This is a genomic window from Auraticoccus monumenti, assembly GCF_900101785.1.
Lineage (GTDB): Bacteria > Actinomycetota > Actinomycetes > Propionibacteriales > Propionibacteriaceae > Auraticoccus > Auraticoccus monumenti.
Map to the genome: position 1 here is coordinate 4,131,245 of NZ_LT629688.1, position 14,095 is coordinate 4,145,339.

The window sequence follows — 14,095 nt, forward strand, 5'->3', positions numbered from 1 at the left end:
GCCGTGACATCTTCGTGATGTCCCTCCGCGACCGAGGGGCCTTGATTGGGAAGAGTGGGGACGTGCTCGCCATCGTCGCGCCCGGACAGGGCGCCCAGACCCCCGGATTCCTCAAGCCCTGGCTGACGGAGTCCTCCTTCGCCGACCGCCTGACCTGGTTGTCGGCGGTCGCCGGGCTGGATCTGGTCCACTACGGCACCGAGGCCGACGCCGAGACCATCCGCGACACCGCCGTGGCCCAGCCCCTCCTGGTGGCCTCCGGCCTGCTGGCCTCGCTCCAGCTCTTCCCCCACCCCGCCGACGCCTTCAACTACATCGGCGTCGCCGCCGGGCACTCGGTCGGCGAGCTCACCGCGGCCGCCGGCGTCGGCGTCATCCGCGCCGAGCAGGCGATGGTCCTGGTCCGCGAGCGCGGCAAGGCGATGGCCGCGGCCAGCGCCGCCCGTCCCACCTCCATGACCGCCGTGGTCGGCGGCAAGCCCGAGGACGTGCTGGCCGCCCTCGAGAAGCACGGCCTCACCCCCGCCAACAACAACGGCTCCGGGCAGATCGTGGCCGCCGGCACCATCGAGCAGCTCGCCGCCCTCGAGGCCGACCCGCCCGCCCGCGCCCGCCTGATCCCGCTCAGCGTCGCCGGCGCCTTCCACACCCAGCACATGGCCCCCGCCGTCGCCCACCTGGCCACCCTCTCCAAGGCCGTCAGCACCTACGACCCGCGCGTCCCGCTGCTCTCCAACGCCGACGGCCAGGTCGTCCAGCACGGCCGCGACGTCCTCACCCGCATCGTCGGCCAGGTCGCCAACCCGGTCCGCTGGGACCTGTGCCTGCAGACCATGGCCGACCTCGGCGTCACCGGACTGCTCGAGGTCCCGCCCGCCGGCACCCTGACCGGCATCGCCAAGCGCAACCTCAAGGGCGTCGAGCTCTTCGCCCTCAACACCCCCGACCAGCTTCCTGACGCGATGGACTTCGTCCGCAAGCACGGTGCCGACCAGGTCGCCTCCCAGCACTCCAACCCGACCTGGCGCCTGGTCGTCTCCCCCGGCAAGGGCGAGTTCGTCCGCACCGAGGGCATCGGCCCCGACGAGGTCCTCCCCCCGCTGGCCACCGTCGGCACCGTGGCCAACCTCCGCGAGGAGATCCCGGTCAGCGCCCCCCACGGCGGTGTCGTGGTCGAGTGGCTGGTCGAGGACGGCGACCCGGTCGCCCCCGGTCAGCCCCTGCTGCGGCTGCACCCGGTCGTCGAGACGGCCGGCGCCGCCGAGGTCAACCGGTGACGGCGCTGCAGACCTCCACCGGCTCGGCCTACTCCCGGATCCTCGGCGTCGGCGGCTACCGCCCCCGCCGGGTCGTCGACAACGCCGAGATCTGCACCATGATCGACTCCACCGACGAGTGGATCCGCACCCGCTCCGGCATCACCGAGCGCCGTTGGGCCGCCCCGGACGAGACCATCGCCATGATGTCGGGCGAGGCCGCCCGCAAGGCCGTCGAGCGCGCCGGTATCGAGCCCTCCCAGATCGACTGCGTGATCGTCTCCACCGTCACCCACATGCACCAGACGCCGGCCATCGCGCCGCTGATCGCCCACCACCTCGGCGCCGTCGGGGCCGCCGCCTTCGACATCTCCGCCGCCTGCGCCGGGTTCTGCTACGCCACCGCGATGGCCGACGCCATGGTCCGCGCCGGCACCGCCACCCACGTCCTGGCCATCGGCGTCGAGCGGCTCTCCGACCTCACCGACCGCAGCGACCGGGCCTCGGCCTTCATCTTCGCCGACGGCGCCGGTGCCGCCGTGATCGGACCCAGCGACGTCCCGGCCATCGGCCCGGTGGTCTGGGGCTCCGACGGCGAACGCGCCGGCACCATCGTCCAGACCGCCGCCTGGGACGAGGTCCTCGGCCCGCACGGCGAGGCCCGCGACCTCGAGCGCACCTTCCCCACCCTGCGGATGGAGGGCCGCGAGGTCTTCAAGTGGGCCTCCTACACCGTCGCCGCCAAGGCCCAGGAGGCTCTGGACCGGGCCGGCGTCGCCGCGGCCGACCTCGACGTCTTCATCCCGCACCAGGCCAACGACCGGATCACCACCGCGATGACCCGCACCCTGGGCCTGCGCGAGGACATCGTCATCGCCCGCGACATCGTCCGCCAGGGCAACACCTCCGCCGCCTCCATCCCGCTGGCCATGGAGGCCCTCTACGAGGAGGGCCGCATCTCCTCCGGCCAGACCGCGCTGATCATCGGCTTCGGCGCCGGGCTGGTCCACGCCGGCCAGGTGGTGGTCCTCCCGTGACCGCCGCCACCCCCTTCCTCCGTCGCTGCCGTCCCCTCGCCGGGACGGGCGACGGCGTGTCACCCGACACACCCCCGAAGGTCCGCCGGATCCACGGCTGACCACGGACCCACCAACAGACGAGGAGGGCCCCATGGCCACCACCGAAGAGATCCGCACGAAGCTCGCCGAGATCGTCAACCAGGTCGCCGGCGTCTCCGCCGACGACGTCCAGCTGGACAAGTCCTTCACCGACGACCTGGACGTCGACTCGCTGTCGATGGTCGAGATCATCGTCGCCGTCGAGGACGAGTTCGACGTCGAGGTGCCCGACGAGGAGGCCAAGAACCTCCGCACCGTCGGCGACGCCGTCGCCTACATCGAGCGCACCCGCGCCTGACGTCACCGGTCGGTCGCCCGGGACCTTCCGGGCGACCGACCGACCCTCTCCCTCCCGCCCCGACCGGGCGGCCCGTACCACCCGCACCCAGGAGCACCGCCCATGACCAGCCGAACCGTCCAGGGTCGAACCGTCGTCGTCACCGGACTCGGAGCGACCACCCCGCTCGGCGGGGACGTCGCCAGCACCTGGTCGGCCATGCTGGCCGGTCGCTCCGGCACCCGCGAGCTCACCCACGAGTGGGCCGAGCCGCTGCCCTCCCGGGTGGCCGCCGAGGTCGCCGTCGACCCCCTCACCGTGCTCGAGCGCGTCGAGGCCCGCCGGATGGACCGCAGCACCCAGCTGGCCACCGTCGCCGCCCTCGAGGCCTGGTCCGACGCCGGCTTCAGCGTCCGCGACGAGTCCCTCGACCCCGACCGCCTCGCCGTCTCCATCGCCACCGGCATCGGCGGCATGCAGACCCTGCTGCAGACCTGGGACACCCAGAAGGAGAAGGGGCACCGGCGGGTCAGCCCCTTCGCCATCCCGATGCTGATGGGCAACGCCTCGGCCGGCAGCGTCGGGCTCCGCCTCGGCGCCCGGGCCGGCGTGCACACCCCCGTCGCCGCCTGCGCCTCCAGCAACGAGTCCATCGCCCAGGGCCTGGACATGATCCGCTACGGCCGCGCCGACATCGTCCTGGCCGGTGGCACCGAGGCGGTGGTGCACCCGCTGCCGATGGCCTGCTTCGGCCAGATGCAGGCGCTCAGCCGCCGCAACCACGACGCCGAGCACGCCTCCCGCCCCTGGGACGTCGACCGCGACGGCTTCGTGCTCGCCGAGGGTGCCGCGATGCTGGTGCTGGAGACCCTCGAGCACGCCCAGGCCCGCGGCGCCCACATCTACGGCACCCTCGTCGGCGCCGGGTACTCCAACGACGCCCACGACATGGTCCAGCCCGACCCGGCCGGCACCGGTCAGACCAACGCCGTCAAGCGGGGGCTGGCCGACGCCGACCTCGCCCCCCGCGACGTCGTCCACGTCAACGCGCACGCCACCTCCACCCCGCAGGGCGACCTCACCGAGGCCCTGTCCATCCGCCAGGCCCTCGGCGACGCCGTCGACGGCGCGGTGGTCACCGGCACCAAGTCCATGACCGGGCACCTGCTCGGCGGCGCCGGGGCGCTGGAGTCCCTGGCCACCCTGCTGGCCCTGCACCACCGGGTGGTGCCCGCCACCATCAACATCGACACCATCGAGCCCGACCTGGGCATCGACGTGGCCACCACCAACCGCGAGCTCCCCGCCGGCGACCTGGCCGCGGTCAACAACTCCTTCGGCTTCGGCGGCGCCAACGTGGCCGTCCTGCTGACCAACCAGAACAGTTCCGCTCCGCGGGGCCAGAACAGCTCGGCACCCCTCGAGGCAGCCGGGCAGACAGGAGACGCCTCGTGACCACCACCGCCGCACCCGCCGCCCCGGCTCCCGCCGCCGCCGCCGCCAAGGTCAAGGTCCCCCGCGAGGAGGACCCCCGCAACCCGAACCTCCGGCTGGCGCACCTCCTCGACGAGGGCTCGGTCGAGCTGATCACGCCCGACGACGAGTCGGGCATGCTCGCCGCGACCGGCACCATCAACGGCTGCCGGGTGGTCGCCTTCTGCTCCGACCCCACCGTCATGGGCGGGGCGATGGGCATGGACGGCTGCGACGTGGTGGTCCGCGCCTACGAGCGCGCCATGGCCGACCGGGTCCCCATCATCGGCATCTGGCACTCCGCCGGCGCACGGCTGGCCGAGGGGGTCCTCTCCCTGCACGCCGTCGGCCGGATCTTCCACTCGATGACCACCGCCTCCGGCGTCATCCCGCAGATCTCGATCGTGCTGGGCTTCGCCGCCGGTGGCGCCGCCTACGGCCCGGCCCTCACCGACGTCGTCATCCTCGCCCCCGAGGGCCGCATCTTCGTGACCGGACCCGACGTGGTCCGCTCGGTCACCGGTGAGGACGTGGACATGCTCCGCCTCGGCGGCCCCGACACCCACAGCCGCCGCTCCGGGGTGGTGCACGTGGTCGCCGACGACGAGGCCCACGCCATGACCCAGGGCCGGCTGATCACCACCCTGTTCGCCAGCCAGGGCTCCCTCGGCGAGGTGGTCGACACCGACCTGGCCAGCTTCCTGCCCGAGTCGCCCAGGCGCGCCTACGACGTCCACCCGCTGGTCAACGGCCTGCTGGACGAGGGCTCCTCGATCGAGCTGCACGCCCGCTGGGCCCCGAACATCTCGGTCACCCTGGGCCGCCTCGGCGGCCGCACGGTCGGCGTGATCGCCAACAACCCGCTGCGTCTCGGCGGCTGCCTGGACTCCCTGAGCGCGGAGAAGGCCGCCCGGTTCGTCCGCATGTGCGACGCCTTCGGGGTGCCGCTGGTGGTGCTGGTCGACGTCCCTGGCTACCTCCCCGGCGTCGGGCAGGAGTGGGACGGCGTGGTCCGTCGTGGCGCGAAGCTGCTGCACGCCTTCTCCGAGGCCGTCGTCCCCTGCGTCACCCTGGTCACCCGCAAGTCCTACGGCGGCGCCTACATCGCCATGAACTCCCGCTCCCTCGGCGCCACCAAGGTCTTCGCCTGGCCCGGTGCGGAGATCGCGGTGATGGGTCCCGTGGCCGCGGTCCGGATCCTGCACCGGCGCAAGCTGGCCGCCGTCCCCGACGACGTCCGCCCGCAGGTCGAGGCCGAGCTGGCCGCCGAGCACGAGCGGATCGCCGGCGGGGTGGAGAAGGCGGTGGAGATCGGGGTCGTGGACGAGATCGTCACCCCCGACCGCACCCGCTCCGCGCTGGCCGCAGCCGTGCGGGAGGCCGACCACGGGCTCAGGGGCAACCACACCAACATCCCGCTCTGAGGCCCGGGGAGGTGTCGGCCCCGGCGCACGAGGAGGTACCCCAGCTGCTGCACGAGGCCGTGGCGGGACGTCCGACGCGGTGCGTGTGGCGCAACGCCCTGGGCGGGCTGACCTTCGCGGTCGGCTCCCCGGTGGTGGAGTACCTGAAGTGGTCCCCCGAGTGCTGGGAGACCGACCTGGGGCTGGAGGCGGAGAAGACCGCATGGGCCTCGCGGTGGGTGGCGGCGCCTGAGGTGCTGGACGTCGGCTTCGGGGTCGACCCGCGGCTCGGTCCCGGTGCCTGGGTCCGCACCCGCGCGCTGCCCGGCACCACGGCGATCGGTCCGGAGTGGCAGTCCGAGGCCACCGTCGTCGAGCTGGGACGGGCCCTGCGCGAGCTGCACGACCGGCTGCCGGTGCGCGAGTGCGCCTGGTCCTGGTCGGCGGAGGACCAGCTGGCCCGGCTGCGCGAGCACCTGCCCGACGCCCCGCTGGACGCCCTCGGGGAACCCCCGGAGGTCGACCGCGAGGTCGTCTGCCACGGGGACGCCTGCAACCCCAACTTCCTGATGCGGCCCGGCGCCGACGGTCGCCCCCGCTGCAGCGGGTACGTCGACCTCGGCGAGCTGGGGCTGGCCGACCGCTGGTCCGACCTCGCCCCGGCCCTGCTCAGCCTCGGCTGGAACTTCCCCGACGTCGCCGGGCCGGAGCGGCGTCGGGACCTGCTGCTCGAGGGCTACGGCGTCGACCTCGACGCCGACCGGCTCGACTGGTACACCCGGCTCTACACGGCCGGTGACGGTGACGCGCCGGCCGAGGGTCAGAAGACGGTGTAGCCGCCGTCGATGGTGACCACCGACCCGGTCATGAACGCCGACGCCTCCGAGGCCAGGAACACCACCGTCGGGGCGATCTCCTCGGGCATCGCGTAGCGCTGCTGCGGGGCGTCCTCGATCCAGCGGGCCCGGAAGACCGGGTCGTCGACCGGGGCCATCTCGGTCTTGACGTAGCCCGGCGCGACCGCGTTGACCCGGATGCCGAGCGGGGCCCACTCCGCGGCCAGCGACCTCGTCAGCTGGTGCACCGCGGCCTTGGAGGCGTTGTAGGCCGGCTGCCACTGCGGCCGGTTGACGATCATCGCCGAGATGGAGCCGATGTTGATGATGGACCCCCCTCCGGCGTCGGCCATCGACCGGGCGGCGACCTGGCTCATCTTCCACAGGCCCTCGACGTTGGTGTCGAACACCGCGCGGAACTCCTCGTCGGGGACCTCCAGCGCCGGCCGGTGGAAGCAGGCACCGGCGTTGTTGACCACCACGTCCAGACGTCCGCCGAGGTCCCGGGCGACCTCGACCGCAGCGGTCACCGACTCCCGGTCGGTGACGTCGAGCCCCGTGCCCAGCACCTGCCGGCCGGTCTCGCGGGCCAGCTCGCCGGCCACCCGCTCGCAGGCCGCGGCGTCCCGACCGCCGATGACCACGTCCGCACCGGCCTCGGCCAGCGCCCGGGAGAAGGCGAGCCCCAGCCCGCGGTAGCCGCCGGTGACCAGGGCGGTGCGCCCGTCCAGGGCGAAGGTGTCCAGGACGCCCATCAGTCGCGGGCCTGCCAGGTGCAGATGCAGGCCTTGTTGCCCTGCGGGTCGGCCAGCACCCAGAAGGCCGGGGCGAACTCGTCGGTGACCAGGGTGCCGCCGGCCGCCACCGCCGCCTGCACCCGCGTCTCGGCCTGGTCGTGCGGGACGTGCACGTCGTAGTGGAAGCGCTGGCGGGGCTCCTCGTGCGGCTCCGTGCCCTGGAACCACAGGTTGGGCACGGCGTCACCGAGGTCGACCAGGTCCTCGGCCACCTCACCGCCCCACTCGACGTCCTCCACCCCCAGCACCGCCTTCCAGAAGGGGCGCACCTGCTGCAGGTCGGGGGTGTCCAGCCCGATCTCCACGAAGGTGAGCGCCTCGGGCCGGGCGGTGACGCCGAGGTCGGCGGCCAGCCCGGAGATGGTGCTCGCCAGCCGCAGGTCGCGCACGGTCAGGCCCTGGACGTCGTGGCTCATCAGCCGGACGTCGACCCGGCCGTAGCGCAGGTCGACGTCGGGGTGGTGGTCCATCGCCTCGGCGGCGGCGCCGATCGCGTTCACCAGGGCCAGCCCGGTGGCGAAGTCGCCGGTCTCGAAGCGGGCGCAGAGCCGCGCCCACAGCTGGCGCCAGTCGTCGAGCCCGGCGTCGGCCACCTGCTGCCCAGTCAGCTTCTCGGTCATGGGTGCGATCCTGCCCGGTGCCTCCGACAGAAGTCGAGGGGGTCCGCCGGGGGCCTCAGACGACCTGGTGCAGCCAGCGCACCGGGGCGCCGTCGCCGGCGTGGCGGAAGGGCTCCAGCTCGTCGTCCCAGGGACGCCCCAGCAGCTCGTCCAGGGAGCGCAGCAGCTCCTTGCCCCCCAGCGCCTCGGTGACGATCGCGTGCTTGATCCGGTCCTCGGGGATCATGATGTCGCCGTGCAGGCCGGTGACGGCGTGGAAGACCCCCAGCCCCGGGGTGCAGGAGTAGCGCTCCCCCTCGGTGCTGGAGGTGGGCTCCTCGGTGACCTCGAAGCGCAGCCGCTGCCAGCCGCGCAGGGCGCTGGCGAGCTGGGAGGCGGTGCCGGGGGCTGCGCCCCAGGAGAGCTCGGAGCGGTAGCTGCCGCGCTCGACCGGCTGGGGCGACCAGGACAGGGACGTGGGGACGCCGAGCACGCCGCCGACGGCCCACTCGATGTGAGGGCACAGCGCCGACGGCGCAGAGTGGATGTACAGGACACCCCTGGTCGTGCTCATCGTTCCTCCCGGCGTCGAGGTTTGCCTTCCCCAGCAGCCTGGACCCGTCGGTCGGAACGTCGCCCATTCTGCCCCAGAACCGGCTCAGCGCAACAGGCTGTCGGTGCGCCCCGGTAGACAGGGGCCCATGAGCTGGCTCACGCCCCTGCCCGTGCGTCGCGTCGAGGGGGTCCCGGACGCCCCCGACCCCGACGCGGGCTGGCCCTTCGACCTCGCGCCGGTGGCCTCGGTCCTCCGCGACGGCCTCGACCTCGGGACGCTGACGGTCCTGGTCGGGGAGAACGGGACCGGCAAGTCGACGCTGGTCGAGGCGGTGGCGATGGCCTACGAGCTCTCCCCCGAGGGCGGCTCGACCGGAGCCCGGCACTCCACCACCGTGACCGAGTCCCCGCTGCACAGCCACCTGCAGCTCAGCCGTGGGGCGGGCGCCTCCCGCTGGGGCTACTTCGTCCGGGCCGAGACCCTGCACGGGCTGAACAGCTACCTGCAGGACCACCCCGGCTCGGAGGACGCCGGCTTCCACGAGCGCAGCCACGGCGAGGGGTTCCTGGACCTGCTGGGGAGCAACCGCTTCCGCGGTCCCGGTTTCTTCGTCTTCGACGAGCCCGAGTCCGGGCTCTCCTTCGGCGCCCAGCTCACCCTGATCGCCTCGCTCCGCGCGGTGCTGGCCGACGGACGCTCGCAGGTGCTGATGGCCACCCACTCCCCCGTGCTGGCCGCGATCCCCGACGCCAGGCTGCTCGAGCTGACCTCCTCGGGCCTGCAGCCCAAGACCTGGGACGAGCTCGACGTGGTGGACCACCACCGCCGCTTCCTCAGCCAGCCCGGGTCCTACCTGCGCCACCTGGACTGAGGCTCAGGAGCCGGGGCGCCCCTCGGGCCAGTAGTGGGCGTAGTCGTTCACCGGCGGGCGGGAGCCGAAGATGGCCGTGCCCACCCGCACGCAGGTCGAGCCGTGCGCGATGGCCAGCTCGTAGTCCCCCGACATCCCCATCGACAGCCGGTCGTAGCTGCCGGCGGCGCGGTCGTCCTCGCCCAGCACCTGCTGCAGCCGGCGCACCCGCTCGAAGCAGGCAGCCACCACCTCGGTGTCCGGGCCGGGCGCGGCCAGGGTCATCAGCCCGACCACCCGCAGCGAGTCGAAGGCGGTCAGCTCGCGGGCCAGCGCCGGGACGTCCTCCGGGGCCAGCCCGAACTTGGACTCCTCACCGGAGGAGTTCACCTGCAGGTGGACGTCCAGCCCGCGACCCTCGGCCTGGAGCCGTCTCTCCAGCGCCGTGGCGAGCTTGACCGAGTCCAGGGTCTGCAGCTCGGTGGCCACCCGGGCCACGTCACGGGCCTTGTTGGTCTGCAGGTGCCCGATCACCGACCAGCACAGGTCGGGCAGGTCGGGGGTCGCCTCGTGCTTGGCCACCACCTCCTGGACCTTGTTCTCACCGAAGGTGGTGACGCCGATGGCGTGCAGCTCGCGCACCAGCTCGACCGGCTTGGTCTTGCTCACCGGGAGCAGGTGCACCTCGCCGGGGTCGCGCCCGACCCGCGCGCAGGCCTCGTCCACCCGGGCCCGCACCTCGCGGTAGCGCTGCTGGACCTCCGTCTCCTCGCTCACGGCCCCGTCCTCGCTCACGGCCACCGGGCCGCCAGCGAGACCAGCCCCAGCGAGGCCAGCACGGCGAAGAACAGACCGGCCCCGGCGTAGCGCGAGGTCGCCTCCATCGGCACCCGCTCGGTGCCCACCGAGCTCTGGATGTCCTCGTAGACCTGCACCAGCTGCTCGGCGGACTGGGCCTCGTAGGCCTCGCCGCCGGAGATGTCGGCCACGTTCTGCAGCTCGACCCTGTCCACCGGCACCGGCTCGCGCTGGCCCTCGATCTCGACGTAGCCGTTCTCGGTGCCGTAGGCGATGGTGTAGATCGGCACCTCCTGGACGCGGGCCTGCTCGGCGGCCACCGCGGCCGATCGGCCGTAGGTGGTCTTGCCGTCGCTGAGCAGCACGATCCGGGCCGGCGGGGGCTCGTCGGGGTTCTCCGGGTCCGGAGGCACCTGCAGCAGCGCGTTGAGGGAGGTGAAGATGCCCTCCCCGATCGCGGTCGAGGGCGCCAGCTGGAGGTTCTCGATGGCCGCCGTGGCCGCCCCGTGGTCGGTGGTCGGCGGCACCAGGATGGCCGCGGTCTGGGCGAAGGTGACGACCGAGACGTTGTAGCGCGGGGGGATGCCCTGGACGAAGTCGATGGCGGCGACCTTGGCCGCCTCCAGCCGGTTCGGCTCGACGTCGGTGGCCTCCATCGACAACGACACGTCGATGGTCACCACGATGGTGCCGCGCTCGCTGGGCACCTCGATGTCCTGGGTGGGCTTGGCCCAGGCCAGGGTCAGCGTGACCAGAGACATCAGGGCCAGCGCGACCGCGACGTGCCTCAGCCAGGTCCGGTCCCGGGGCACCACCATCTGCAGGGTGTTGCGGCTGCCGCGCCGACGCGCGATCCGGCGGGCCAGCAGCAGGTAGAGCAGCACCAGCACCGGGATGGCGGCCAGCGCCCACAACCGGAGCGGGAAGGCGAAGTCGATCACGGCCACCTCACTCCCAGGGAGATCGCGCCCAGCGCGGCCAGCGCCGCGAAGACGAGGCCGAAGCCGGCGTACTGCGAGGTCACCTGCTGGTCGACCTTGCGCGTACCGGACTCGACCGCCACGTCAGCGTAGACCTCGCGCAGGTCGTCGGCGGACTCCGCCTCGTAGAAGGCCCCGTCGGTCGCCTCGGCGATCTGACGCATCATCGCGGGGTCCGGCGGCACCGGCTCGCGGACGCCGTCGAGGTCGACGTAGCCGTTCTCGGTGCCGTAGGCGATCGTGAAGGTGCGGATCTCCGCCTCCACCACGTCGCTGACCGCCTGCATCGGCGCCCGTCCAGCGGTGTTCTCACCGTCCGACAGCATCACGATGGCTCCCGGGGCGATGCCGTCGGGGTCGTCGGGGTCCTGCGGGGCCTGCTGCAGGGCCCGCAACGCCGTGATCAGCGCCTCCCCGATCGCGGTGGACTCCTGCGGCTGCAGCGTCAGGACCGCGCGTCCGGCGGCGGCGTGGTCGGTGGTCGGCGGGATCACGATGGCCGGCGCCCCCGACAGGCTGACCACCGACACGTTGTACTCCGGCGGCAGCGTCTCGATGAACTCCCGGGCCGCGACCTTTGCCGCCTCCAGCCGGCTGGGCTCGATGTCGGTGGCCTCCATCGACAGCGACACGTCGATCACCACCACGATGGTCGAGCGCGGCAGCGGCTCGTCGGCCTGGGCCACCGGGCGGGCGAAGGCCAGCGTCAGGGTGACCAGGCTCAGCAGGGAGAGGGCGACGGCCAGGTGGCGGCGCCACTGGGACTGCCGGCCGATCACCGACTCCAGCATCGAGGTGTTGGTGTAGCGCATGCCGCGCCGGTTCTTCATCCGGCTCAGCACCACGTAGGCGGCGACGATCACCGGGATCAGCAGCAGCAGGAACAGTCGGGAGGGGACCTCGAACCCCGAGGGCGGGAAGATCACCTGGCTACCCCCTGCGGCGGTGCGTGCAGCATGCTCGCCACGCGCCGGTAGGCCAGCACGAAACGGGCGATGTCCTGCACCCAGTCACGGTCGGTGCGGAGCTGGATGTGCCCCACACCAGCCCGACGAAGGGCGATCCGGATTCGTTCCCGCTGGGCGGCCGAGGCGGCGTCCATCCGCTGCCGGGCGGCGGCGTCGGCGGTGTCGACGTAGCGCTCGAAGTCGGTCTCGGGGTCGCGGATCAGCATGTCGCCGACGTCGGGGAACTCGATCTCGCGACGGTCCACCACCTCCACGGCCAGCACCTGGTTGCGCACCGAGAGCCGGCGCATGGCCCGCTCCCACTCCGGCTCCACGTTGGGGTCGAGCTCGTGGTCGCCGGGGGTGAGGAAGTCCGACACGACCACCCGCAGGCCGCGGCGGCGCTGGGTCCGGGCCAGCTCCTCGACCCCGGCGGCCAGCGACATCGGGCCCACCTCGTGGTCGGGCACGATCGGCTCGGTCAGCATCCGGCGGAGCAGGCCGTAGAGGGCGCTGCGGCCCGAGCGGGCGGGCAGCCGTCGCATCTCGTTGGGCCGCATCATCATGCCGCCGAAGCGGTCGCCCATCTTCTGGCTGAGGAACCCGATGGTGGCCACCGCGGCGATCCCGAGGTCCCGCTTGGTGACGCCCTCGGTGCCCCAGTTCATCGACGGGGTGACGTCGAGCAGGGCCCACACCTCGAGCTCGCGGTCGGCCATGGTGTCCCGCACGTGCGGCACGGTGGTGCGCGCGGTCACCGCCCAGTCGATCTTGCGGACGTCGTCCTCGCCGGCCTGGTAGGGCCGGGCGTCGTTGGTGTCGGTGCCGGGCCCGGGCAGCAGACCGAGGTGGTCACCCTGCAGGAAGCCCTCCAGCCGGCGGACGATGGCCAGCTCCAGCCGGCGCAGCGCCGCCTCCGGGGCCAGCTTGTTGAGCGGGATGGTGGGCGTGGTCGGCACCCCGACCACCGACGACAGGGCGCCGGGGGCCGCGGGTGCGGGTGCGGGCTGGCCCACCGGTGGCCCGGTGGGCGGGGGGAAGCTGGGGACCGACATGCTCAGTGGAAGTCGGGCTGGGGCTGGTGCTGCTGCTGGTCGGGGTGGCGCTGCTGGGCGTTCCACACCGGGGTGGGCGGCGGCACCATGGCCACCACCCGCTCCACCACCTGGGTGGGGTCGATGTTGTCGGCCACCGCGTCGAATCCCAGCACCAGCCGGTGGGCCATCACGTCGCGGGCCACGGCCTGGACGTCGGTGGGCAGCACGTAGTCGCGGCCGTGGATCAGCGCCAGCGCGCGGGAGGCGGCCACCAGACCCAGCGTGGCGCGCGGGCTGCAGCCGATCTGGATCACCGAGGTGAGGTCGGGCATGCCGAACTCCGCCGGGGTGCGGGTGGCCAGCACCAGCCGGACGATGTACTCCGCCACCAGGTTGTGCACGAAGACGTTGGAGGCGCGGTGCTGCAGGTTGAGCACGATCTCGGGGTTGAGCACCGGGTTCGCACTCGGCGGGCTGACGCTCATCCGGCGGAGGATCTCGAACTCCTCGTTGCCGCGCGGGTAGGGCACGTCGACCTTGAGCAGGAAGCGGTCGCGCTGGGCCTCCGGCAGCGGGTAGACACCCTCGGACTCGACCGGGTTCTGGGTGGCGATCACGATGAACGGGCTGGGGGCCGGGTAGGTCTTGCCGCCGATGGAGACCTGCTTCTCCGCCATCAGCTCCAGCATCGCCGACTGCACCTTGGCCGGGGCGCGGTTGATCTCGTCGGCCAGCACGAAGTTCACGAAGACCGGCCCGAGCTCGACGTCGAAGCCCTCCTGGCTGGCCTTGTAGATCCGGGTGCCGACGATGTCGGAGGGCACCAGGTCGGGGGTGAACTGGACCCGGGAGAACTCACCGCCGACGACGGTGGCGAAGCTGCGCACGGCCAGCGTCTTGGCCACCCCGGGCACGCCCTCCAGCAGGATGTGGCCCTTGGCCAGCAACCCGACCATCAGCTGCTCGACCATGTGCTCCTGGCCGACGATGACGCGCTGCACCTGGGCGATCGCGTCACCGAGGAGTCGGGAGGCCTGCTGGTTGCTCAGCTGGTCGGTGCTCATCGGGTTGCTCACTCACGTCTCCCTGGGGTGTTCCTGTCGGACCCTGCGGCTGCTCGGTCGGGCCCACACCCTCGCTCGGACCGGCCCGGCCCATTCTGGCAGAC

Annotated in this window: 15 protein-coding genes; 7 read left to right on the forward strand and 8 right to left on the reverse strand. The window is 72.9% G+C overall.

Going from position 1 to position 14,095, the window contains the following annotated elements:
- Nucleotides 1-62: 62 nt before the first annotated feature.
- The 6 genes from BLT52_RS19155 to BLT52_RS19180 all read left to right on the forward strand — a co-directional run bounded on the left by BLT52_RS19155 (nt 63) and on the right by BLT52_RS19180 (nt 6,363).
- Nucleotides 63-1,277, forward strand: a complete 1,215-nt coding sequence (locus BLT52_RS19155; RefSeq protein WP_090595742.1) for an acyltransferase domain-containing protein — start codon at nt 63-65, stop codon at nt 1,275-1,277.
- The gene (locus BLT52_RS19160; protein ID WP_090595744.1) at nt 1,274-2,293 is read left to right on the forward strand and encodes a beta-ketoacyl-ACP synthase III; all 1,020 of its coding nucleotides are present in this window, start codon (nt 1,274-1,276) and stop codon (nt 2,291-2,293) included. Before BLT52_RS19155 ends, BLT52_RS19160 begins: the two co-directional genes overlap by 4 nt.
- A 133-nt stretch (nt 2,294-2,426) precedes the next feature.
- Nucleotides 2,427-2,672, forward strand: coding sequence for an acyl carrier protein (locus BLT52_RS19165; RefSeq protein WP_090595745.1), 246 nt, complete (start codon nt 2,427-2,429; stop codon nt 2,670-2,672).
- 102 nt (nt 2,673-2,774) lie between these two features.
- Nucleotides 2,775-4,106 (forward strand): beta-ketoacyl-[acyl-carrier-protein] synthase family protein, encoded by a 1,332-nt coding sequence (locus BLT52_RS19170; RefSeq protein ID WP_090595747.1) that lies wholly within the window; start codon nt 2,775-2,777, stop codon nt 4,104-4,106.
- A complete protein-coding gene (locus tag BLT52_RS19175) occupies nt 4,103-5,548 on the forward strand; it encodes an acyl-CoA carboxylase subunit beta (RefSeq protein WP_090595749.1) in 1,446 nt (481 codons plus the stop codon). Before BLT52_RS19170 ends, BLT52_RS19175 begins: the two co-directional genes overlap by 4 nt.
- Nucleotides 5,549-5,559: 11 nt before the next feature.
- Nucleotides 5,560-6,363, forward strand: coding sequence for a phosphotransferase (locus BLT52_RS19180; RefSeq protein WP_090595750.1), 804 nt, complete (start codon nt 5,560-5,562; stop codon nt 6,361-6,363).
- On the opposite strand, the gene BLT52_RS19185 is transcribed toward BLT52_RS19180, so the two are convergent.
- The 3 genes from BLT52_RS19185 to BLT52_RS19195 are packed head-to-tail and all read right to left on the reverse strand — an operon-like array spanning nt 6,348 to nt 8,333.
- Nucleotides 6,348-7,118 carry an SDR family NAD(P)-dependent oxidoreductase gene (locus BLT52_RS19185; protein ID WP_090595752.1) on the reverse strand — a complete coding sequence of 257 codons (771 nt, stop codon included), beginning with the start codon at nt 7,116-7,118 and terminating at the stop codon, nt 6,348-6,350. The two genes, BLT52_RS19180 and BLT52_RS19185, sit on opposite strands and share 16 nt — an antisense overlap.
- Nucleotides 7,118-7,780, reverse strand: a complete 663-nt coding sequence (locus BLT52_RS19190) for a 4a-hydroxytetrahydrobiopterin dehydratase (RefSeq protein ID WP_090595753.1) — start codon at nt 7,778-7,780, stop codon at nt 7,118-7,120. Before BLT52_RS19190 ends, BLT52_RS19185 begins: the two co-directional genes overlap by 1 nt.
- 55 nt (nt 7,781-7,835) lie before the next feature.
- The gene (locus BLT52_RS19195; protein WP_090595755.1) at nt 7,836-8,333 is read right to left on the reverse strand and encodes a DUF3145 domain-containing protein; all 498 of its coding nucleotides are present in this window, start codon (nt 8,331-8,333) and stop codon (nt 7,836-7,838) included.
- Between the two features lie 127 nt (nt 8,334-8,460).
- Here BLT52_RS19195 and BLT52_RS19200 point away from each other — a divergent pair, with 127 nt between their 5' ends.
- On the forward strand, nt 8,461-9,186 hold the full coding sequence (locus BLT52_RS19200) for an AAA family ATPase (RefSeq protein WP_090595756.1): 726 nt from the start codon (nt 8,461-8,463) through the stop codon (nt 9,184-9,186).
- Nucleotides 9,187-9,189: 3 nt separating this feature from the next.
- Here BLT52_RS19200 and BLT52_RS19205 read toward each other — a convergent pair whose 3' ends face one another.
- The 5 genes from BLT52_RS19205 to BLT52_RS19225 are packed head-to-tail and all read right to left on the reverse strand — an operon-like array spanning nt 9,190 to nt 13,991.
- Nucleotides 9,190-9,942, reverse strand: coding sequence for a YggS family pyridoxal phosphate-dependent enzyme (locus BLT52_RS19205; RefSeq protein ID WP_197679113.1), 753 nt, complete (start codon nt 9,940-9,942; stop codon nt 9,190-9,192).
- Between the two features lie 14 nt (nt 9,943-9,956).
- Nucleotides 9,957-10,910, reverse strand: a complete 954-nt coding sequence (locus BLT52_RS19210) for a VWA domain-containing protein (protein WP_231946405.1) — start codon at nt 10,908-10,910, stop codon at nt 9,957-9,959.
- Nucleotides 10,901-11,869, reverse strand: coding sequence for a VWA domain-containing protein (locus BLT52_RS19215; RefSeq protein WP_231946406.1), 969 nt, complete (start codon nt 11,867-11,869; stop codon nt 10,901-10,903). Before BLT52_RS19215 ends, BLT52_RS19210 begins: the two co-directional genes overlap by 10 nt.
- Entirely contained in the window at nt 11,866-12,945 is a 1,080-nt protein-coding gene (locus tag BLT52_RS19220; RefSeq protein ID WP_090595759.1) for a DUF58 domain-containing protein, read from the reverse strand. The genes BLT52_RS19215 and BLT52_RS19220 overlap by 4 nt, the downstream gene beginning before the upstream one ends.
- A gap of 2 nt (nt 12,946-12,947) precedes the next feature.
- Nucleotides 12,948-13,991, reverse strand: coding sequence for an AAA family ATPase (locus BLT52_RS19225; RefSeq protein ID WP_090597138.1), 1,044 nt, complete (start codon nt 13,989-13,991; stop codon nt 12,948-12,950).
- Between the last annotated feature and the right edge of the window lie 104 nt (nt 13,992-14,095).